At 71.6% G+C, this 19,568-nt stretch carries 18 protein-coding genes; 1 reads left to right on the top strand and 17 read right to left on the bottom strand.

The genetic code is table 11. The features are described from left to right. Positions 1-472: 472 nt before the first annotated feature. From E9934_RS08900 to E9934_RS08975, 16 genes are all read right to left on the bottom strand, one after another. On the bottom strand, positions 473-1,279 hold the full coding sequence (locus E9934_RS08900) for an enoyl-CoA hydratase/isomerase family protein (protein ID WP_136562518.1): 807 nt from the start codon (positions 1,277-1,279) through the stop codon (positions 473-475). 2 nt (positions 1,280-1,281) lie between these two features. Continuing rightward, the gene (locus tag E9934_RS08905; RefSeq protein ID WP_136562519.1) at positions 1,282-2,529 is read right to left on the bottom strand and encodes an MFS transporter; all 1,248 of its coding nucleotides are present in this window, start codon (positions 2,527-2,529) and stop codon (positions 1,282-1,284) included. Between the two features lie 80 nt (positions 2,530-2,609). Further along, complete coding sequence (locus tag E9934_RS08910) at positions 2,610-3,791, bottom strand: thiolase family protein (RefSeq protein WP_136562520.1); 1,182 nt, start codon at positions 3,789-3,791, stop codon at positions 2,610-2,612. 18 nt (positions 3,792-3,809) lie between these two features. Further along, positions 3,810-4,580 carry an SDR family NAD(P)-dependent oxidoreductase gene (locus tag E9934_RS08915; protein WP_136562521.1) on the bottom strand — a complete coding sequence of 257 codons (771 nt, stop codon included), beginning with the start codon at positions 4,578-4,580 and terminating at the stop codon, positions 3,810-3,812. Continuing rightward, positions 4,577-6,067, bottom strand: coding sequence for an aldehyde dehydrogenase family protein (locus E9934_RS08920; protein ID WP_136562522.1), 1,491 nt, complete (start codon positions 6,065-6,067; stop codon positions 4,577-4,579). Before E9934_RS08920 ends, E9934_RS08915 begins: the two co-directional genes overlap by 4 nt. 34 nt (positions 6,068-6,101) lie before the next feature. Continuing rightward, positions 6,102-7,181, bottom strand: a complete 1,080-nt coding sequence (locus E9934_RS08925) for an acyl-CoA dehydrogenase family protein (protein ID WP_136562523.1) — start codon at positions 7,179-7,181, stop codon at positions 6,102-6,104. Then, complete coding sequence (locus E9934_RS08930; RefSeq protein WP_136562524.1) at positions 7,178-8,680, bottom strand: class I adenylate-forming enzyme family protein; 1,503 nt, start codon at positions 8,678-8,680, stop codon at positions 7,178-7,180. Before E9934_RS08930 ends, E9934_RS08925 begins: the two co-directional genes overlap by 4 nt. Positions 8,681-8,686: 6 nt before the next feature. Then, the gene (locus E9934_RS08935; protein WP_136562525.1) at positions 8,687-8,980 is read right to left on the bottom strand and encodes a hypothetical protein; all 294 of its coding nucleotides are present in this window, start codon (positions 8,978-8,980) and stop codon (positions 8,687-8,689) included. Then, a complete protein-coding gene (locus E9934_RS08940) occupies positions 8,977-10,071 on the bottom strand; it encodes a phosphotransferase family protein (RefSeq protein ID WP_136562526.1) in 1,095 nt (364 codons plus the stop codon). Before E9934_RS08940 ends, E9934_RS08935 begins: the two co-directional genes overlap by 4 nt. Further along, positions 10,068-11,375 carry an acyl-CoA dehydrogenase family protein gene (locus E9934_RS08945; protein WP_136562527.1) on the bottom strand — a complete coding sequence of 436 codons (1,308 nt, stop codon included), beginning with the start codon at positions 11,373-11,375 and terminating at the stop codon, positions 10,068-10,070. Before E9934_RS08945 ends, E9934_RS08940 begins: the two co-directional genes overlap by 4 nt. A gap of 73 nt (positions 11,376-11,448) precedes the next feature. Then, complete coding sequence (locus tag E9934_RS08950; RefSeq protein WP_136562528.1) at positions 11,449-12,597, bottom strand: thiolase family protein; 1,149 nt, start codon at positions 12,595-12,597, stop codon at positions 11,449-11,451. Further along, the gene (locus E9934_RS08955; protein ID WP_136562529.1) at positions 12,594-13,043 is read right to left on the bottom strand and encodes a Zn-ribbon domain-containing OB-fold protein; all 450 of its coding nucleotides are present in this window, start codon (positions 13,041-13,043) and stop codon (positions 12,594-12,596) included. Before E9934_RS08955 ends, E9934_RS08950 begins: the two co-directional genes overlap by 4 nt. Position 13,044: 1 nt before the next feature. Beyond that, the gene (locus E9934_RS08960; RefSeq protein WP_136562530.1) at positions 13,045-13,479 is read right to left on the bottom strand and encodes a Zn-ribbon domain-containing OB-fold protein; all 435 of its coding nucleotides are present in this window, start codon (positions 13,477-13,479) and stop codon (positions 13,045-13,047) included. After that, positions 13,476-14,675, bottom strand: a complete 1,200-nt coding sequence (locus tag E9934_RS08965) for a thiolase C-terminal domain-containing protein (RefSeq protein WP_136562531.1) — start codon at positions 14,673-14,675, stop codon at positions 13,476-13,478. The genes E9934_RS08960 and E9934_RS08965 overlap by 4 nt, the downstream gene beginning before the upstream one ends. Next, complete coding sequence (locus tag E9934_RS08970; protein ID WP_193556884.1) at positions 14,668-15,867, bottom strand: CaiB/BaiF CoA transferase family protein; 1,200 nt, start codon at positions 15,865-15,867, stop codon at positions 14,668-14,670. Before E9934_RS08970 ends, E9934_RS08965 begins: the two co-directional genes overlap by 8 nt. Continuing rightward, entirely contained in the window at positions 15,867-17,186 is a 1,320-nt protein-coding gene (locus E9934_RS08975; protein ID WP_202977248.1) for a CaiB/BaiF CoA transferase family protein, read from the bottom strand. The genes E9934_RS08970 and E9934_RS08975 overlap by 1 nt, the downstream gene beginning before the upstream one ends. Positions 17,187-17,410: 224 nt before the next feature. Here E9934_RS08975 and E9934_RS08980 point away from each other — a divergent pair, with 224 nt between their 5' ends. Next, positions 17,411-18,253, top strand: coding sequence for a FadR/GntR family transcriptional regulator (locus E9934_RS08980; protein ID WP_136562532.1), 843 nt, complete (start codon positions 17,411-17,413; stop codon positions 18,251-18,253). Between the two features lie 28 nt (positions 18,254-18,281). Here E9934_RS08980 and lhgO read toward each other — a convergent pair whose 3' ends face one another. Then, positions 18,282-19,484 (bottom strand): L-2-hydroxyglutarate oxidase, encoded by a 1,203-nt coding sequence (lhgO, locus tag E9934_RS08985; protein ID WP_136562533.1) that lies wholly within the window; start codon positions 19,482-19,484, stop codon positions 18,282-18,284. Between the last annotated feature and the right edge of the window lie 84 nt (positions 19,485-19,568).

The raw sequence follows: 19,568 nt of genomic DNA on the forward strand, positions 1-19,568 counted from the left end.
ACAACGCAGAACCGCCGGGCCCTCACGGGCCCGGCGGTTCGCTTGATGCCTCGGGTTGCAACAACCAACCTCTGGTGGAGCTGAGGGTGGAGCTGAGGGGATTCGAACCCCTGACCTTCTCATTGCGAATGGCTTTCGAAGCCTTAGGGGGCTGGATTCACGCCTGCGCAGGCGTGGAATCAACGCATGAAACCGCACGGATTGCACCCCGGGGGTACGCCGGGGGTAAGCGCGACCGACAAGACCCGGCCGGTCAGAGTTCAAGGCAGGCCACGTCGGTCCTCTCGGTCGCAGACGGAGGGCGCTGACGTCCGGTGATGGTAGACCTGTCCCACCTAGGGACCGTCGCATGAGCAACTGCTGCCAGAAGAATCCAAGAGCTCGGTCTCGGGCGATGCTGCCGCGCAGCGTCCGTCGAGGACGCAGAAAAGCCTTTCCATGGACCGGGACCGCACCATCTTGTGAGCGAGAATCAGACACCGCGGAAGCGCGGCGGCCGTCCCTCGAGATGAGACCGCACTCCCTCGCGATGATCCTCCGTCTCCCAGAGGACATCGGTGAGGGCGTCGGAGTACTCGTCGAGGGTCCGCCAGTCCACCTCGAGGCCCTTGCGGACGATGCGCTTGATGGCGCGCTGGGCCAGCGGCGGACCGCTCGCCAGCCGCAGCAGCAGGTCGTCCGCCCGCGCCATCAGGTCTCCGTCCGGCACCACGCTCGAGACGAGGTTGAGGTCGGCCGCCCTGCCGGCATCGACCAGGTCGCCCGTCAGCAGCAACTCCATGGCGGCCGAGAGCCCGATGATCCTCGGCAGCAGGTACGTCCCGCCCACCGTCCCGACGATCCCACGTCGGACGAAGAAGGAGCCGAAGGTCGCCCCCTGGGCCGCGATCCTGATGTCGCACAGCAGCGCGAGGTCCAGGCCCATCCCGACCGCTGCTCCGTTGACGGCCGCGACCGTGGGGACCTCGATGGCCATGAACGACTCGACCACGGCGTTCAGGCCGTCGTTCCGCAGCCGGTCGATGCGCCTGCGGCGCTGCCACTCCTCGGTCGAGTCGGACCCGAAGATGTCGGAGAAGTCGTCACCCGCGCAGAACCCCTTTCCCGCTCCGGTGACCAGCAGGGCACGAACGGCGTGGTCGCCGGCGACGGTGTGCAGAGCATCGACGAGCTCGTCGTACGTCTGCCAGCGCAGCGCGTTGCGGACTGCCGGCCGCTGCAGCACGAGGCGGGCGACTCCTCGCTCGTCCACGGTCAGCTCGATGTCGTCGTAGGACATGGTCAGCTCCTTGTGCTCGGTCCCAACCGTTCGGCGGGCCGCGCGTGCGCCCGGTCGGGCAGGGCACGCCGGTGGCGGAACATCTGGAGGAGACCGAGCAGCCACAGCGGGTATTGCACCGCCATGGCCAGGTCGTAGGACGCGGCGCCACCCTTCGCCGTCACGTCGAGCACGACCCCCACGAGGACGATGGCACCGAGGCTGGCGATGAACCCACCTTGGTTGACCAGCGCGTTGGCGATGCCCAGCCGCTCGGCCGGCATCCCGATGCGACCGAACTCGAACCCGATCAGCGCCGCTGGTCCGGCCACGCCCACCACGACCATCAGCAGGGCCAGCAGCCACACCGGTGCGTCACCGGGCCAGACCAGCACGATCGACCAGCCGGTCGCCACGGCGACAGTGCAGGCCACCACGTGCTGGAGGGCGAGGTGCGGGCGGCGCGCGATCCACCAGCCCGTCATCGGTCCCGCGACGACAATGCTGAGCAGCATCACCGTGAGCAGGGCGCCGGCCTGCGCCTCCGTGGTGCCGTGGCCCACGACGAAGAACGGGAATCCCCACAACAACCCGACCATCGAGGCACTGAAGTGATGGGTGAAGTGCACCCAGAAGCCCAGCCGCACCGACGGCCTCGCCCACGCGATCGCGACGCCTCGTCGGGCGCCGGCCCAGGAGAGGGACGCGCCGCGGCTCGAGCGCAGACCTGGCGCGTCGCCGACGGCAATGAGGAGCGCGAGGATGACGACCACGCCGAAAGCAGCGGAGGCGAGGTAGAACCACGCCCAACCGAGGAGGTCCAGTGCCCACACGGCCGGGCCCGCCGCCAGGAGGGCGCCGACCTGGCCCACCGGCCCCGTCAGCTGGGTCATCAAGGGAATCCGGCGCAGTGGGAACCAGGCGACGATCAGCCGCAGGACGCACACGAAGACCACCCCGTCGCCCAGACCGACCAGGGCGCGTGCCACGAGGGCCGTCACGTAGCCGTCGGCGATGGCGAACGCCACCTGGCCAAGGCTCATCGAGACCGTTCCGAGAAGCAGGACCTGCCGGGCGCCATACCGGTCGACCAGCAGCCCCACGGGGACCTGGATGACGGCGTAGACCAGGAGCTGGAGCACGACGAAGGACGAGAGCCGGGCTGCGTCGAGGTCGAAGCGGTCGGCGGCCTCGAGCCCGGCCACCGCCAGCGAGGACCGGTGGAAGACGCCGACGGCGTAGGCCAGCAGGGCCACTCCCCACACCAGCATCGCCGGTCGGTTCGTGTGGCGGTACGGCGCCGTGCCCCCGACCACGCTGGAGGATCGGTCGTCCGCCGCTGGCAACGACGTCAGTCCAGCCGGCGGAACAACGCGGCGAGGGCCTGACCACCGCCGATGCACATCGTGACGATCCCCAGCTCGCCGCCGGTACGCCGCAGGTGCTTCACCACGCGCAGCGTCAGGATCGCCCCGGTGGCACCGACCGGGTGGCCGAGGGCGATCGCTCCGCCGAGGGGGTTGACCCGTTCAGGGTCGAGCTTGGCGTCCCGCACGCAGGCCACCGCCTGGGAGGCGAAGGCCTCGTTGAGCTCGACGACGTCGATGTCCGACGGTGTCAGGCCGGTGCGGTCGAAGAGCTTCTCCAGCGCCAGGACCGGGGCGTAGCCCATCAGCCCCGGCTCCATCGCCGCGGTGGCGACGGCGTCGAGCGCGACCAGACCGCGGTGTCCCCGGTCGCGGGCCACGTCCTCGGTCGCCAGGACGACCGCAGCCGCACCGTCGTTGATGCCGGAGGCGTTGCCGGCAGTCACCGTGCCCCCGGACGAGAACACCGGGCTCAGGGACGCGAGGCCGGCCAGCGTCGTGTCGGGCCGCGGGTGCTCGTCGTCGACGACGACGGTCGTGCCCCTCCGGCCCGCGACGGCCACCGGGGTGATCTCCTCCGCGAAGGCCGCGCGGGCGGCGGCCGAGGCGGCCCGCTGCTGCGAGCGGAGGGCGAACTCGTCCTGCTCCTCGCGGGACACGACGTACCTCTTGGCGACGGCGTCCGCGGTCACGCCCATGTGCGTGCCACCGAAGGGGTCGGTCAGCATCGCCACGGTGCCGTCCACCAGGGTCCGGTCACCGAGCCGGTTCCCCGACCGGGCCGAGAAGTCGTAGAAGGGCATGCGGCTCATCGACTCGTCGCCCCCGGCGACGGTGATGTCGAGGTCGTTGGCGCGCATCTCCTGGGCGGCCGACCAGACGGCCTGCAGACCGCTGCCGCAGAGGCGGTTGACGGTGAAGGCGGGGACCGCGTCCGGGATCCCCGCACCGATCGCGACCCGGCGGGCGTTGTAGGCGTCGGCGCCGACCTGGCCGATGCAGCCCATCACCACCTCGCCGGGCTCGGCGAGGCCGACGCCCGAGCGCGTCAGCGCCGCAGCCACGGCCGTCGCGCCGAGCTCGTGGGCCGGCACGTCCTTGAACTGCCCGCCGAAGCTGCCGATCGGCGTCCTCGCGCCGTCGATCACCACGATCCGTTGCGTCATCGTGCTCTCCCGGCGCCGTCAGTAGACCGCGAGGCGGCCGCCGTCGACGGGGATGATCGCACCCGTCGTGTAGCTGCTCGCGTCGCTGGCGAGGTGGACGACCATCCCGACCAGCTCCTCGGGACGCCCCAGGCGATCGGCCGGAAGGCCGCCGACGACCTTTCCGACGAACTCCTCGTCCCAACCCTCGGCCATGTCGGTGGCGAAGGCCCCCGGCATGACGCAGTTGACCCGGACCGCGGGCGCGTACTCCTGGGCGAACGCCTGGGTCAGGGCGTTGAGGCCGGCCTTCGCCGCCGAGTACGTCGCCTCCGCCGCGCTCGGGCGGACCGCGCCGATGCTGGAGATGTTGACGATCGAGCCCCTCCCGTGGGCGGCCATCCGCGATCCCGCGACCGCCATCAGGCGGAACGGGCCCTTGAGGTTGACCTCGAGCGTCTTGTCGAAGAGTGCCTCCGACTGCTCCTCCAGCGAGGGACCGAGCGGCGCGATCCCCGCGTTGTTGACGAGGATGCCGAGCGGACCGAGCTCCTGCTCGATGATGGCGACGGCCGGGCCGATCGCGTCCCACTGGCCCACGTGGAGCGGGAGGGCGAGGGTGCGGGCGCCGGTGCTGTCGGCGATCTCGCGAGCGACCTGCTCGCAAGCGTCGGCCTTGCGACTCGAGACGGCCACACTGGCACCCGCCTCGGCCAGCCCCTGGGCGATGGCGCGCCCGAGGCCACGGGTCGCGCCCGTGACGAGCGCGACCTTCCCGAGCAACGGCTCGGCGAGCGACGGGGCGCTCATGCGCTGATCCAGACGGACTTGACGTGGGTGAGCTCGTGGATCATCTCCTCGCCGAGGGTCCGGCCGTAGCCGGACTGCTTGACGCCGCCGTAGGAGACCGTGGGGTAGCCCGCCTGGTAGGTGTTCACCCACACCGTGCCGACGTCCAGCCCGTCGATCATCCGCTGGCTGCGCCGCAGGTCGTTGGTGAACACGCCTGCGGCGAGGCCGAACTCGACGTCGTTGCCGATGCGCAGCGCGTCGGCCTCGTCGTCGAACGGGATCACGGACATCACGGGCCCGAAGATCTCCTCCTGCGCGATCCGCATGTCGTTGCGGACGCCGGTGAAGATGACCGGCTCGTGGAAGAAGCCACCATCGCCGGCCAGCCCGCCGTCGAGCGCCACGTCGACGCCCTCGGCCTTGCCGATCTCGACGTACGACGCCACGCGGTCCAGCTGCGCCCGGGACACCAGCGGTCCCAGCGTCGAGGCGGGGTCGAAGGCGTTGCCGAGCCGCACCGACCGGCTGGCCTCGACCATCGAGGCCACGAACTCGTCGTGGATCGAGCGCTGGACGAGGACCCGCGAGCCGGCGGTGCAGACCTGCCCCTGGCCGCTCCAGACGGAGGCCGTCGCGGCCGCGGCCGTCGCAGCGATGTCGACGTCGTCGAAGACGATGAAGGGGCTCTTGCCACCGAGCTCGAGGGACACCGGCGTGAGGGTGGTCGCGGCGGCGCGCTGGATGGCGCGACCGGTCGCGGCGGACCCGGTGAACATCACGAAGTCCGTCCCGGGGTGGGTCACCAGGGCCTCGCCGACCTCGGCGCCGGTGCCCTGCAGGACGTTGAAGACACCCGGCGGGATGCCGGCCTCGACAGCGAGCTCGGCCATGAGCACCGCACTCATCGGGGTGTTCTCGGCCGCCTTGAGGACCAGGGAGTTGCCGGCCGCCATGATCGCTGCGGCGAAGGCGACGACCGCGGTCGGTCCGTTCCACGGCACGACCAGCGCGACCACGCCGCGCGGGACCCGCCGGTGCTGGGCGGTGAGCCCGGCCGGCACGGGCGGGATGGTGCCGAGGATCTTCGAGGGCCAGCCGGCGAAGTAGGCCGTCGCGTTGACGCCGAAGTCCTCCAGGAACCGCGTGTAGGACCGCAGCAGTCCCGCGTCGACGGCGTCGAGGTCACCGAACACGGTGCGGTGCTCGTCGATCAACCGGGAGAACCGGTGGAGCCGCTGCTCCTTCTCGAGCGGGCCCAGGTTGCGCCACCGACCGTCGTCGAAGGCGGCGCGCGCGCTGCCGACCACCCGGTCGACGTCGGCCTGCGCACCCCGGGCGGCGGTTGCCACCTCGAGACCGGTGGACGGGTCGATCACCGGCATCGTGCGTCCGTCGACGGACTCGACGACCGCGCCGTCCACGACGTGGCCGAAGAGCTTGCCGCTGAGGTAGCCCGTGGTCTCGGGCGCGAGGTAGCTCAGCGTGGATGGGGCTTCGATGGTCATCGGGATCCTTCTCGTGGTGGATGGGTCGTCGTGGTCAGAGGCCGCGGGCGACGAGGAGTGCCTCGCGGGCGGCGCGGACGTCGTGGAAGGCGCCCCGGTCGGTGAGCGCCCGGCGCACGTAGCGGTGGGCGTCGTGCTCCCAGGTGAAGCCGATGCCCCCGTGCAGGTGCACCATCTCCTCGGCGCACGTGACGAAGCCGTCGGAGCCCGCGACCGTGGCGATCGCGGCGGCGGACGGTACGTCGGCGGGTGACTCGTCCAGTGCCCACACCAGGTGGGCGAGGGCCGAGCGGATGTCGTCGACGACGAGCGCGAGGTCGGCGCACTGGTGCTTGAGCGCCTGGAAGGAGCCCAGCACGCGTCCGAACTGCACCCGCGTCCGCAGGTAGTCGAGGGTCGTGTCGAGGCAGGCCTCGGCGCCACCGAGCTGGTCGCTGACCAGCGCCAGGGCCCGCCAGTGGGCGAGGTCCTCGAGGACCTCCCGGGGGCGGACGCCGAGGAGCCGCGCCGGCGCCCGCTCGAGGTCGACGCGCGCGAAGGTCCGGGTCAGGTCGACGGCACGCTGCTCCTGCCAGGACTGGGCGTCGGAAGCGGCGAGGGCGAAGAGACCCACACCGTCGACGACGGGAGCCAGCACGAGCGTGAGGTCGGCGAGTCCGCCGTCGATCACCCGCGACAGGCTGCCGTCGAGCAGCCAACCGCGGCCCTCCTCCTCGGCGGCCGTGACAGCGCTCAGCGAGACCTCCCAGGGGGCCAGGGTCGCGACCACCTGCCCCGTCACCAGCCCTTCCAGCAGCTCGAGCCGCGCACCGTGGTCGGCGACCAGCCGCAGCGCGGTCTGGGCGAGCACGGCCGAGCTCATCAGGGGCAGCGGGCTCAGGGATCGGCCGGCCTCGACCAGGACTGCGGCGAGCATCGCCGCACCGCCCTCGAGACCGCCGTCGTCCTCGGGCTCGAGGATCGCCGCGACACCGAGGTCGTTGCAGGCCCGACGCCACTGGTCCCGCTCGTAGCGGGGGGAGCCGTCGTCGTCGAGCGAGATCCGGTGCCGGGCGAAGAAGTCCGCGGCGACGGCGCGCACGTCGGCGATCTCGGGAGCCTCCGTGGCGATCATGACGGCACCCCGACACGCGACAGCTCCTCGCGCACGACGCGACGGAGCAGCTTGCCGGTCTCGTTGAAGGGGAGTTCGTCGCGCAGGTGGACCGCGGACGGCACGCGGGTGGAGCGCAGCCGTTCACGCACCCATCCGGTGAGTTCGGCGGACGGGTCGGCGGCACCGCGCTCGAGCACGATGACCGCCTCGACGCGCTCGCCCCACTCCTCGTCGGGGACCCCGACGACGGCTGCGGCGGCGACGGCCGGGTGGCTCACGAGCACGTCCTCCACCTCCTCGGGCGAGATGTTCTCCCCGCCCCTCACGATGATGTCGTCGGCGCGCCCGCGCAGGAAGAGGAAGCCGTCGGTGTCGACGTGCCCCTGGTCGCGGGTGGCGTACCAACCGTCGTCGGCGACGGCCGTGTGGGAGGTGTACTCCCCGGCGACCTGCTCGCCGCGGACGAAGACCTCGCCGATCTCCCCCGGCCCGAGCACACGGCCGTCGTGGTCACGGATCTCGAGCTCGATGCTGGGGACGGGCCGGCCGACCGATCCGAGCCGCGCCCGGACCACCGGGTCGCTGCTGGCGATGGCGTCGCGGTGGTCCTGCGGGCCGAGGATGGTGACCGTCGAGCTGGTCTCGGTGAGGCCGTAGGCGTTGACGAGGTCGACGTGCGGCAGCATCCCGACCGCTCGCTCCACCACGGGCACCGGCATCCGCCCGCCGCCGTACGACAGGTGGCGCAGGGCGGGGAGGGTCTCCCCGCGCTCCTCGAGGACGTCGAGGATCCGCGCCAGCATCGTCGGCACCACCATGGCGTGGGTGACCTGCTCGCGGGCCGCGGTGTCGACCCAGGCCTCGGGGCTGAAGCTCGGGAGCTGCACGATGCGCCGCCCGGCGAAGACGGATCCGAGCACCGAGCTGATGCCGGCGATGTGGTAGTTCGGCACCGAGACCATGATGGCCTCCTCCGGCCCGGCGTGGCCGAACTCCACCGTCGAGGTGACGTAGGAGAAGAGGTGCCGGTGGCGGAGGATCGCGATCTTGGGCGTCCCGGTGGTGCCGCTCGTGAACAGCAGCACGGCGGGCGACTCCGGGTCAGCGAGGTCGTCCGGCAGCTCCGTGCCGGCGGGCGGGGCGCCGAGCAGGGCGGTCGTCGGCAGCAGGGCGTCCGCCGCACCGACGGCGACGCGGCTCGAGACCCCCGGTCCCTGGTAGACCGCGACGGGGCTGAGCCGGCCGACGGCCTCGGTCAGCCGCTCGTCGGCGAGCCGGTAGTTCAGGGGCGCCAGCGGGACACCCGCGGCAGCAGCACCGAAGAGCGCGACCGGGAACGCGGCCGTGTTGAGGTCGAGCAGCGCAGCGTTGTCGGCGCCCTGCTCCCGCAGCTGCGCGCCGAGCGCGCGGGAGCGGTCGAGGAGCTCGCCGTAGGTCAGCTGCTCGTCGCCCGCCGTGACCGCGACCCGGTCGGCGCCCAGCTCGACGGCCATCGTCAGCAGCATCAGGATGCTCATGGCGCGTCAGTCCGAGGCGGGCAGGGACTTGGCGGCCTTGACCTCCAGCACGACGCCGTCGACCGACAGCGACCCGGCGCCTGCCTGGACGCACATCACCTCGAGGCCCGAGGCCTCGTGGAGGTAGCGCTTGCCCAGCAGCGTGCCGCCGTCGAGGCCCGGCGCGACGTCGCCGCTCGGCTCGCCGGCGAGGTCCTCCACCACCGGCGCGCCGCCGCAGCTGAGCGCGACGTCGGCGGCACGGACCACGACGACGTTCGTGGAGCACACGGTGCTCTTGAGTCGCTTCCCGACCTTCATGAATCCAACCTTTCGTGGGGCTGGGCCGCGCCCAGCAGTTCGAGTGCGCGAGTGGCGAGGGGGACGACGGGTCCTCCCCGCTCCCCCATCCGGGGGTCGGTCGACTCGCCGCGGACCCAGCGCATGTAGAGCTGCTGCATGATCACGGCGGTCTTCCAGCAGCCGAGGGCCTCGTACCAGAGGAGGTCGGCGCGGGTCAGGTCGAGGCCGCGCCGCTCGGCGTACCGGGCGACGACCTCGTCCTTGGTGGGCAGACCGAGCCGGTCCAGCCCCGGGATCGCGATGGCGGCCGCGGCGTCCGTGTCGGGCCAGTAGTTCAGCAGCGTCCCGAGGTCGGCCAGCGGATCACCGAGGGTGGCCATGTCCCAGTCGAAGACCGACACCACCCGGGCCGGGTCGTCCGGCAGGAACTGGCAGTTGTCGATCTTGAAGTCGTTGTGGATGATCGAGCCCGATCCGCGCTGCGGCAGCTGGGCCATCAGCTCCTCGCCGACGCGGGCCACGACCTCCTTGCCCGGCTCGGCCACGGCCTCCCAGCGGCTCGTCCAGCCGCGCACCTGGCGCTCGAGGTAGCCGTCGGGACGACCGAGGTCGGCGAGACCGACCGCGGCCGGGTCGACGTCGTGCAGGTCCGCAAGGGCGTCGGTGACGGCGAGGCCGATGGCCCGGCCGGCGTCAGCGCGGTGCGCCATCGTGGAGGGGATCTCGCCCCAGACCACGACACCCGAGCGGTACTCGGTCACCAGGAACGGCGCTCCGATGACCGACACGTCCTCGCAGAACGCGAGCGCGCGGGGCGCCCGGTCGAAGGCCGCGTTGAGCCGGGACAGGACGCGGTACTCACGTGACATGTCGTGGGCACCGGGTGCGACCTTGCCCAGCGGCGGCCGTCGTACGACGAGACGGGTCTCGCCGATCGTGACCTGGTAGGTGAGGTTCGCCGAGCCCCGCGGGAACTGCAGGACGGAGAACTCGCCCTCCAGGCCGGGGACGTTCGCCCGGAGGTAGGCCTCGAGCGCCGCCCAGTCCAGCTCCTCGCCCGCGCGGACCGGTGCGGTCTCAGTGGTGGGCTCGGCGCCGGTGGCGGTCACTCGGCACCCACCAGGTCGTCGGCCGACGCGAGGCGGTCGGCGAGGTGACGCTCCGCGGCCTCGCGCAGGGCGATCTTGTGCCGGGTCGGGAACAGGCCCGGGGCCGGCTCGGCGTTCTTGAGCAGCTGCTTGGCGACCTGCATCTGGTGCAGCTCGGTCGCGCCGTCGGCCAGCGCCATGTGGTGCGCCTCCGAGGACCAGGTGCCGAGCGGGAGCTCCTTGGAGATGCCGAGCGAGCCGTGGAGCTGGATCGCGCGGGCCGTGACGTTGCTGAGGACCTTCGGCATCGCGGCCTTGACGGCGGAGATGTCGGCGATGACCGACTTGTAGTCCTGGTACTTGTCGATCTTCCACGCCGTCTGGAGCACGAGCAGGCGGAACTGCTGGTACTCGATCCACGAGTCGGCGATCATCGCCTGCACGAGCTGGCGGTCGGCGAGGGTGCCGGTGCCGCTCTTCCGGGACTTCGCCCGCTCGAGCATCATGTCGATGGACTCGCGAACCAGGCCGACGGTGCGCATGGCGTGGTGGATCCGGCCGCCGCCGAGGCGGGTCTGGGCGACGGCGAAGCCCTCGCCGCGTGCACCCAGGATGTGGTCCTTGGGGATCCGGACGTCGTGGTAGCGGACGTAGGCGTGGGTGCCCTCGTCCTCCTCGTGGCCGTGGACGCCCACGTTGCGGACGATCTCGATGCCCGGGGTGTCGGCCGGGACCACGAACATCGAGGCCCGCTTGTGCCGCGGCGCGTCGGGGTCGGTGACGGCCATGACGATGAAGAACGCCGAGAAGCGCGCGTGCGACGAGAACCACTTCTCGCCCGAGATCACCCAGCTGTCGCCGTCGTCGACGGCGCGGGTGACGAAGGCGGTCGGGTCGGACCCACCCTGCGGCTCGGTCATCGAGTAGCAGGAGGCGATCTCGTTCTCGATGAGCGGCTGGAGGTAGCGCTCCTTCAGCTCAGGCGTTCCGTAGTGGGCGAGGATCTCGCCGTTGCCGGAGTCGGGCGCCTGGTTGCCGAAGACGACCGGACCCGAGTGGGTGTGGCCGAGGACCTCGTTGAGCAGGGCCAGCTTGAGCTGGCCGTAGCCGGGGCCACCGAGCTCGGGGCCGAGGTGGCAGGCCCAGAGACGGCGCTCACGCACCTTCGCCTGCAGCGGCCGGATGAGGGCATTGCGCACCGGGTCGGTGACGTCCCACGCGTGCTCGATGACCTGGTCGACCGGCTCGATCTCGGTGCGGACGAGCTCGTCGGCCCACTCGAGGTCCTCTTGGTAGGCGGCGTCGGTCTCGAAACCCCAGGTCATGTCGTGTCTCCTTCGGTGGTGCCGGCCGGGCCGGCGTCGGGTGCCGTGGCTACGGCGGTGGATCGTGGCGTGCTCAGCGGGCGAGCACGGTGCAGGCGCTGATGCCCGGTGCGCCGTAGACGTGGGTGAACCCGGTGCGCGGGTCGCCGGGCACCTGGCGCTCGCCCGCGTCGCCCCGGAGCTGCAGGACGGTCTCGTAGACCTGGCGCAGGCCGGTCGCCCCGATCGGCTCGCCGTTGGCGATCACGCCGCCGTCGGTGTTGATCGGCAGCCGACCGTCAGGTCGGGTCTGGCCCTCGAGGATGAGCTTCTCCTGCTCGCCGTGGGCGCACAGGCCGGTCTCCGCCATGTGCATCACCTCGGCGCCGGACTCGGTGTCCTGGATCTGCGCGACGTCGATGTCCTCGGGGCCGATCCCGGCGGACTCGAAGGCCGCCGCGGCGGCGTCGGCGGTCGGCCCCGAGAGGGTCTCCGGGGTCGTCCACGGGCTGAAGACCTCGAAGGAGCCGAAGCGCCGCGAGCGGAACTCCGCCGCCCGGAGGTAGACCGGCGTCGAGTTGTAGCGGTGGGCGACCTCGGCCCGCGCGAGCACCAGCGCGATCCCCCCCTCGCCGGGCGAGCAGAACATGTACTGCGTCAGCGGGTGGTTGACCATCGGCGCGTCGAGGATCTCCTGCACGCTGAGCGGCTTGCGGCGCCACGCGTTGGGGTTGAGCGCCCCGAGGGCGAAGGACTTCTCGGCAACGGCGGCCAGGGTCTCCTGCCCGATCCCGTGCTCGGCCATGTAGCGCACGATCTTCTGCGCGAAGAACTGCGTCGTCACCATCATCCCGGTCTCGCCGTACCAGTCGCCGATGCCGAGGCTGGCCGGATCGGTGTTGAAGGCGCCGCGCGGGTGCTTGTCGAAGCCGACCACCATGCCGACGTCGTACTGCCCGGACATGAGGGCGCTGCGCGCAGAGATCAGCGCGGACCCGCCGGTGCCGCAACCGTTGTGGACGTTGATGAACGGCGCCCCGGTCAGGCCCAGGTCGGAGACCAGGGAGTCGGCGTCGCCCGCGGAGTGGCTGCCGCCATAGGCGAACTGGATGTCGGACCACTCGATGCCGGCGTCGGCCAGGGCCTGCCGGGCGGCGAAGGCGCCCTGCGCGCGGCCGCTGACACCCTCGGTCCGGCCGAAGGGGTGGATGCCGATGCCGACGATCGCCACGTCGTTGCTCATGCGCTGACCTCCCGAGGGGTGAAGGCGAAGGTGTCGACCCGCACGTCGCCGTCGGCGAAGACCGGGAGGCCGACGAGCTCCATCGGCATGCCCAGGGCGAGCGCGTCGGGGTCGTTGACCGTCAGTCGTGCCTCGACACAGACGTCGCCCAGGTCGACGTACCCGACGCCGTAGGGCTCGAACGGCTCGAAGGACCGGAAGGGCGTCTTGGGCTGGAAGTACTGCACGGTGAAGGACCACAGCGTGCCGGTGGTGGGGAGCGCGATGCGCTCCATCTCGGCGCCACCGCACCGCGGGCAGCCGCCCTGGTGGGGGAAGGTCGTCGTCGCGCAGCGCGGGCACCGGGCCCCGGCCAGCACGGGCGAGCTGGTCTCGGTCGGGTCGACGAACAGCGCGTCGTCGACCCAGCGGCGCCCGATCGAGTCAGCCGTCGGTTCGGCAGTCATGTCAGGCACGGTCACTTTCCTCCTCGGGCCGCCACTGCGGCAGGCGGACGCCCTCGACGTCCTCGAACTCGACGACCATCGGCTGTCCGACGGTCAGGGGCGGGCGGCCGGGCAGGTGGCCCAGCAACCGCACGGTGGGCGCGTCGTCCAGCTCGACCAGGACGACGGTGTACGGCGTCGGGTGCGCCGGGTGGACCTGGTGCTCCACCACGGTCCAGCTGTAGAGGGTCGCGCGCGGCTCGACGGTGCGCCACGTGCGGCTCAGCTCGCCGCAGTGCGGGCAGCACTCCCGGGGCAGGTGGAGGTCGGTGCCGCACCCCCCGCAGTGCCGGACGGCCAGCTCGCCACGGGCGGCAGCCTCGAAGAAGCCACCGGTGTCGACGTCGTCGACCACGGGCACCACCGGGCGCACGGCCACGTCCTCTGCCCCGATCATCGGTCCACCCCCAGGATCAGTGCGCTCGCGCCGGGAGGCGGCGCGGACGTCACCAGGCACAGCTCGGCGCCGGTCACCTGGTTCGTGGACGTCCCACGCATCTGGCGCACTCCCTCGACCACGTGGTTCATGCCGTGGATGTAGGCCTCCGAGAGGTGGCCACCGCTGGTGTTGATCGGGAGACGACCGCCGAGGGTGAGGTCGGCCTCGCCCAGGTGGGCGGCCTGGCCACGGGGCACGAACCCGTAGTCCTCGAGCTGGATCAGCGTGGTGATGGTGAAGCAGTCGTAGACCTGGGCGACGTCGATGTCGGCGGCGCTCACCCCGGCCCGGCCGAAGAGCGTCGGTGCGGTCGCCGCGGACGGCCACGAGGGGGTCGAGGGACGCAGCAGCGCGGGGAACATCAGCCCGGGCTGGACGCCCGGACCGGTGCCCTGGGCGGCCGAGACGATCGGCACGGCGCCGCCCGCGAGGTCGCGGGCCCGCTCCGTCGAGGTGACCACGACCGCGCAGGCGCCGTCGGTCTCCAGGCAGTAGTCGAAGAGCCGCAACGGGTCGGACAGCATGCGCGAGGCGAAGTAGTCCTCACGGGTCATGGTGCGGTCGTGGAACTGGGCCGCCGGGTTGTTGTTGGCGTGAGCACGTCCCGCGAGGGCGATGGAGGCCAGGCCCTCGGAGAGCTTGTCCACCGACATGCCGTGCTCGTGGGCGTAGCGGCGGGCGACGACGGCGAAGAACTGGCCGGCGGTCTGCATGCCGAAGGGCAGGAAGAACTCGTCGTAGCTGCCGTCGCCGCCGACTGCGCCGCGCTCACCGACGAGGCCGTAGCGGTTGCCCGACCGGCCGTTGAGCGCTCGGAAGACCACCACGGTCGACGCGAGGCCCGCGCTCACGGCAGCCGCCGCCTGGGCGACCATCGCGGCCGGCCCCGATCCCCCGGGGCCGGCCTCCCCCCAGTACGTGAGGTCCCGCGCACCGAGGGAGTCGGCGAGGGCGGGGCCGGACACCAGGTCCATGTCGCAGCGCACGATGCCGTCCACGTCGCGCGGGTCGACGCCGGCGTCGGCCAGGGCCGCGCGGGTCGCCTGCACGGCGAGCGTGAGCGGCGAGCGGCCCGAGCTGCGGGAGAAGTCCGTCGCGCCGACGCCCACGATCGACGTCGCGCCGGGTGTCCAGCGGGAGGTGTCCTCAGGCATGGGACTCCCCCGACTCCGTCTCGTGCTCGCCCAGGCGCGGCGGCGCGCCCGGCACCGTCTCGAAGGCGGTGAAGCGGTAGGGCAGGCCCGGGTACGGGTGGAGCGACCCGTCGGGTGCGGGCATGTCGAGGAAGAACCCGCGCTCCTGGAGGTGCTCGTCGTGCACCAGGTCCTCGAAGGCGTTGAGGCGCCCGATGGGCAGGCCCCGCCGCTGGCCCTCGTGGTAGACGGTCTCGGAGTCCTGGATGAGGAAGAAGACCTCGATCAGCTCCTGGACATGGCCGAAGGCGCGCTGCCGGTGGGCGACCTCCTGGTAGGCGGGGTCGACGAGGTCGGCGGCCATGCCGAGGTCGTCCATCCAGGTCAGGAGCGAGTTCCAGGCCTTCTGCTCCGACAGGATCAGCGCGAAGTAGACGTGCTTGCCGTCCGCGCACTCGAACAGGGCCGGCTGGGTCGGCTCCGGCTGGGCGTGGCGGCAGGTCTGCCTCTTCACCAGCGCCTTCGGGTAGAACCAGTACGGATTCGCGAGCTCGCCGCTCACCGCGTTGGCCTCGTGGACCGAGACGTCGACCAGCTGCCCCCGGCCGGTCTGCCGACGCTCGATCAGGGCGAGGAGCAGGGCGCACCAGGCGAAGCTGGCGCCGAGCTGGAAGCCTTGGTTGCCGCCCGGCCGGATCGGCGGGATGGAGTGGTCGTCGTACCCGCAGCTGTTGAGCATGCCACCGGCCGCGAGGGCGACGAGGTCGCTGGTCCGGTAGTCCTTCCACGGCCCGGTGAGCCCGAACGGCGTGATGCTGACGACCACCAGGTCGGGACGGGCGGACCGCAGTCCCTCCAGGTCGATCCCGAAGGCGCCGAGCCACTCCGGGTCCTCCACGATCAGGACGTCCGCGCTCGACAGCACTGCGGCGAGCTCCGCGCGCGCCTCCTCGGAGGCCGCGTCGAGCACGACGCTGTCCTTGCTCGAATTGTAGGCCCAGAACTCCAGGCTGTGGTCGGCGTCGTCGTGTCCGGCCACGAACGGCCCGGTGCGCCGGCTCGCGACACCGCCGGGCGGCTCGACCTTGACGACGTGCGCGCCGAGGTCGGCGAGCAGCTTGCCCGTCTGCTCGCCCGCCGGGCTCTGCGCGAGCTCGACGACGGTCAGCTCCTGGACCGGGGACGTGCCCACGGTCACCTGTGCGGCGCCCATCAGATGACTCCCTCCTCGGCGAGCCGGGCCAGGGTGTCCGCGTCGCGGCCCAGCAGCTCGCCGAACACGTAGGCGTTGTCCTCGCCCAGCAGGGGCGCGGAGCGCCAGTTGTCCGGGCTGGACTCGGACATCTGGGCAGGGAAGCCCTCAAACTGCGCCGCGCCGATGACGGGGTGGTCGAGCTCGAAGAACGTGCCACGCGCGGCGATCTGTGCGTCGACCTCGCTCAGGTCACGCGAGTTCTGCACGGCTCCGGCGATGACGCCGATGGCCTGCAGGTCGTGCATCGTCTGGTGCTTGTCGCGATCCGCGGTCCAGCTCGCGACGTGCCCGTCGAGCTCGTCGTGGTGCGCGACCCGGCCGGCGGCCGTCGCGAAGCGCGGGTCCTGTGCCCAGGCGGGGTGGTCCATGACGGCGCAGAGTGCCTTCCACTCCTCATCGGTGAAGACCGCGATCGCGACCCACTCGTCCTCGCCCCGAGCCGGGTAGACGCCGTGGGGGGCGCACTCGGGGTGCTCGAGGCGGTTGCCCCGCGGGAAGTCCTCGCGCCGGCTGGGCCGGTCGTTGACGAGCGTGTCGAGCAGGTCCGCACCGAGCAGCCCGACGCCGGCCTCGACTGCGGAGACGTCGACCTCGGTGCCCTCCCCGGTGAGCATGCGGTGGTAGATCGCGAGCAGCAGACCCGCGGAGTTGTAGTACGCCGCCTGGTTGTCCATGTAGGACAAGCCCCAGCCGGACGGCTCCCGACCCGGCAGGCCGCTGTTGAACGAGAGTCCGCTGACGGCCTGGACCACTGGCCCGTAGCTGCGGTAGTGCGCCTGCGGTCCGGTGTGTCCGTAGCCGCTCATCCGCGCGAAGATCACGTCGTCGCGGATCTTCCGCAGCTCCGGGTAGGTCAGGCCCCAGCGCTCCATCACGCCGGGCGCGAAGTTCTCGGTGACGATGCCGCAGTGCTCGATGAGGTCCAGCACCAGCTCCCGGCCGCGCGGGTCGGCCATGTCGACCGTGATCCCGAGCTTGTTGCGGGAGTAGTTGTTGAACAGCCCGCCCTTGTCGGGGTCGGGGTTCGGGTCCTCGTCGCCGTAGGAGCGGACCTCGCCCTTGTAGATGGGCAGGCGGCGCGGGGTGTCGAGGCGCTTGCGGTTCTCGATCTTGATCACCTCGGCGCCGAAGTCGGCGAGCAGGCGGGTGGCGACGGCGCCTACGCCCATCCAGCAGAAGTCCGCGACCTTGACGCCCGAGAGCGGGCCGGTCCGGAGCCGGGGACGGCGCGAGTCGCCGGCGTCCGGAGCAATGGGGTCGTGCGTGGTCTGCGTCACGCTCGCATCGTATTCATCATGAGGAACTGGGTCAACCCCTTCATGTCCCCCACTCCTGCGACCTCGACGGTCGACGCGCGGATGTGCTCGGCATCCGTTGCGATAGCGCATGAGGAATGCCACAGTGACCCTGCCCGCGGGAGACCCGTGGCCCTCCGGTCCGGCAGCCACACCGACAGCCACCGACCGCCCACCGGCACCCAGCCCCCGACCAGGAAGCCGACATGAGCGCCGAGCCCATCGCCGAGTCGTCCGACGGACCGCTCGCCGTGCCGCAGGACCGGCACGGCCTGCCCATCATCTACGCCCCCCGCGGCTACCGCTGGCAGACCGACGCCGCCCCGCGCACCCGCGAGCCCAAGGCCGCCGAGGTCACCGCCTCGCGGATCGTGGACGACATCATCGAGGGACGGGTGCACGTCGGCGAGAAGCTGCCGACCGAGCCCGAGATGCTGGAGCGCTACGAGGTGAGCCGGGAGACGCTGCGCGAGGCACTTCGTCTCCTGGAGATCCAGGGCATCATCGACATCAAGCGTGGCCCCGGGGGAGGTCCGTTCGTCGCCCCCCTCAACTCGGGCTACCTGGCGCGGACGTCGTCGCTCTACTTCCACCTCGCCGGCGCGACGCACGCTGAGCTCTTCCAGACCTGGGCGATCCTCGAGCCGACCCTGGCCGAGCTCGTCGCCCAGCAGCCCGACCGCAAGGGCAAGCGGAAGGCCTTCGCCCCCTACATCGACTACGACCCGCAGGCGCACCAGTCCGACGAGCTGTTCACCGACTTCAACAACTTCCACTCGCTCATCGCCGAGCTCAGCGGCAACCGCGTGTTGACGCTGGTCACGCAGTCGGTCACGCACGTCGTCGTCGAGAACGTGCTGAGCGCCGTCGACCCGGTCGCGGAGGCCTCCATGCTGAGCCACTCCCACGAGGACATCGCGATCGCGATCGTCGACGGTCGGGCCACCAAGGCGCGCAAGCTGATGGCCGAGCACATCCACGAGGTGCGCGACACCTACCTCAGCCGCTCCCCCGACCAGGGCATGACAACCGTCGAGTGGCGCCTCTGACCCGCAACCGCGCGCTGAGGCCCGGCCCTCAGCGTGCTGCGAGCACGCGGTCGACGAGCTCCCGCGCGATCGCGAAGGACGCCGTCGCCGCGGGAGAGGGCGCGTTGCGCACGTGGGTGATCGGCCCGTCGGTCGACAGTGCGAAGTCGTCGACCATCGCGCCGTCCCTGCCGAGCGCCTGGGCCCGGACGCCGGCGTGCACCGTGCCGTCGAGGTCGTCCACGGTGAGTCCGGGAGCGTAGCGCGCAGCCTGGCGGACGAAGGCCCGCCGACTGGCAGCCAGCGTCATCTCCTGGACGCCGGTGCGCCAGAACCGGCGCGCGAGACGCCAGCTCCCGGGCCAGGTCGCGGTCTCCCAGACGTCGCGTCCGCGCACGCGCGACACGCGGTAGCCGTCGCGGGCGCCGACCATCATCGCCGTCGGCCCCAGGGACACCGACCCGTCGATGTGCCGGGTGATGTGGACTCCCAGGAAGGGAAGCGTCGGGTCGGGCACCGGGTAGATCATCCCGCGCACGACGGGCTCCTCCGTCCGCCGCAGCTGGAGGTAGCCGCCGCGGAAGGGCACGATGCGGGGGCCCTCCGCCGCACCCGAGGCACGCGCAAGGCGGTCCGACCACAGGCCGGCGCACGTGATCACCCGGTCGGCCTCGACCTCGCCGTCCGGTAGCTCGATGCGGCAGGTGCTGCCGTGCTGACGGACGGCGCGGACCCAGGTGTCGAAGCGGAACTCCACCCCGTGGCCCTCGAGCTCGCGACGGACAGCACGAGCGACCTCGGCGTAGTCGATGATGCCGGTGGCCGGCGAGTGCAGCGCGGCGATGCCGGCGGCGCGCGGCTCGATCTCGCGGATCCGCTCCCCACCGACGCGGAGCAGGCTCTCCACCTCGTTGGCCCGGCCGCGCCGCTCGAGCTCGTCGAGACGGGGCAGCTCGTGGTCCTCGAGTGCGACGATCAGCTTGCCGCAGCGCTCGACCGGGATGTGGTGCTCGGCCGCGTAGTCGTACATCAGGCGAGATCCCTCGACGCAGAGCCGCGCCTTGAGCGACCCCGGTTCGTAGTAGACGCCGCTGTGGATGACGCCCGAGTTGTGGCTGGTCTGGTGCGCGGCCACGTCGGCCTCACCCTCGACCACGAGCAGCGATGCACCCGGATGCCGAAGCAACCACTCCCTGGCGACCGCAAGACCGACGATGCCGGCCCCCACCACCACGAGGTCGTACTTCTTCATCTCCCACACTCCTTGCTATTCCTAATGAGGAATATCTATCATCTGCGATGCGGGTCACACAATCCCAACCCGTCAGGAAACGGA

Origin of the sequence: Nocardioides caeni, from assembly GCF_004912195.1 — a bacterium.
GTDB lineage: Bacteria > Actinomycetota > Actinomycetes > Propionibacteriales > Nocardioidaceae > Nocardioides > Nocardioides caeni.

Coding starts and splice junctions, on each gene's coding strand:
- E9934_RS08900 (WP_136562518.1), bottom strand. CDS start 1,279: ATGTCCTACGACGACATCGAGCTGACCGTGGACGAGCGAGGAGTCGCC.
- E9934_RS08905 (WP_136562519.1), bottom strand. CDS start 2,529: ATGCTGGTGTGGGGAGTGGCCCTGCTGGCCTACGCCGTCGGCGTCTTC.
- E9934_RS08910 (WP_136562520.1), bottom strand. CDS start 3,791: ATGACGCAACGGATCGTGGTGATCGACGGCGCGAGGACGCCGATCGGC.
- E9934_RS08915 (WP_136562521.1), bottom strand. CDS start 4,580: ATGAGCGCCCCGTCGCTCGCCGAGCCGTTGCTCGGGAAGGTCGCGCTC.
- E9934_RS08920 (WP_136562522.1), bottom strand. CDS start 6,067: ATGACCATCGAAGCCCCATCCACGCTGAGCTACCTCGCGCCCGAGACC.
- E9934_RS08925 (WP_136562523.1), bottom strand. CDS start 7,181: ATGATCGCCACGGAGGCTCCCGAGATCGCCGACGTGCGCGCCGTCGCC.
- E9934_RS08930 (WP_136562524.1), bottom strand. CDS start 8,680: ATGAGCATCCTGATGCTGCTGACGATGGCCGTCGAGCTGGGCGCCGAC.
- E9934_RS08935 (WP_136562525.1), bottom strand. CDS start 8,980: ATGAAGGTCGGGAAGCGACTCAAGAGCACCGTGTGCTCCACGAACGTC.
- E9934_RS08945 (WP_136562527.1), bottom strand. CDS start 11,375: ATGACCTGGGGTTTCGAGACCGACGCCGCCTACCAAGAGGACCTCGAG.
- E9934_RS08950 (WP_136562528.1), bottom strand. CDS start 12,597: ATGAGCAACGACGTGGCGATCGTCGGCATCGGCATCCACCCCTTCGGC.
- E9934_RS08955 (WP_136562529.1), bottom strand. CDS start 13,043: ATGACTGCCGAACCGACGGCTGACTCGATCGGGCGCCGCTGGGTCGAC.
- E9934_RS08960 (WP_136562530.1), bottom strand. CDS start 13,479: ATGATCGGGGCAGAGGACGTGGCCGTGCGCCCGGTGGTGCCCGTGGTC.
- E9934_RS08965 (WP_136562531.1), bottom strand. CDS start 14,675: ATGCCTGAGGACACCTCCCGCTGGACACCCGGCGCGACGTCGATCGTG.
- E9934_RS08970 (WP_193556884.1), bottom strand. CDS start 15,867: ATGGGCGCCGCACAGGTGACCGTGGGCACGTCCCCGGTCCAGGAGCTG.
- E9934_RS08980 (WP_136562532.1), top strand. CDS start 17,411: ATGAGCGCCGAGCCCATCGCCGAGTCGTCCGACGGACCGCTCGCCGTG.
- lhgO (WP_136562533.1), bottom strand. CDS start 19,484: ATGAAGAAGTACGACCTCGTGGTGGTGGGGGCCGGCATCGTCGGTCTT.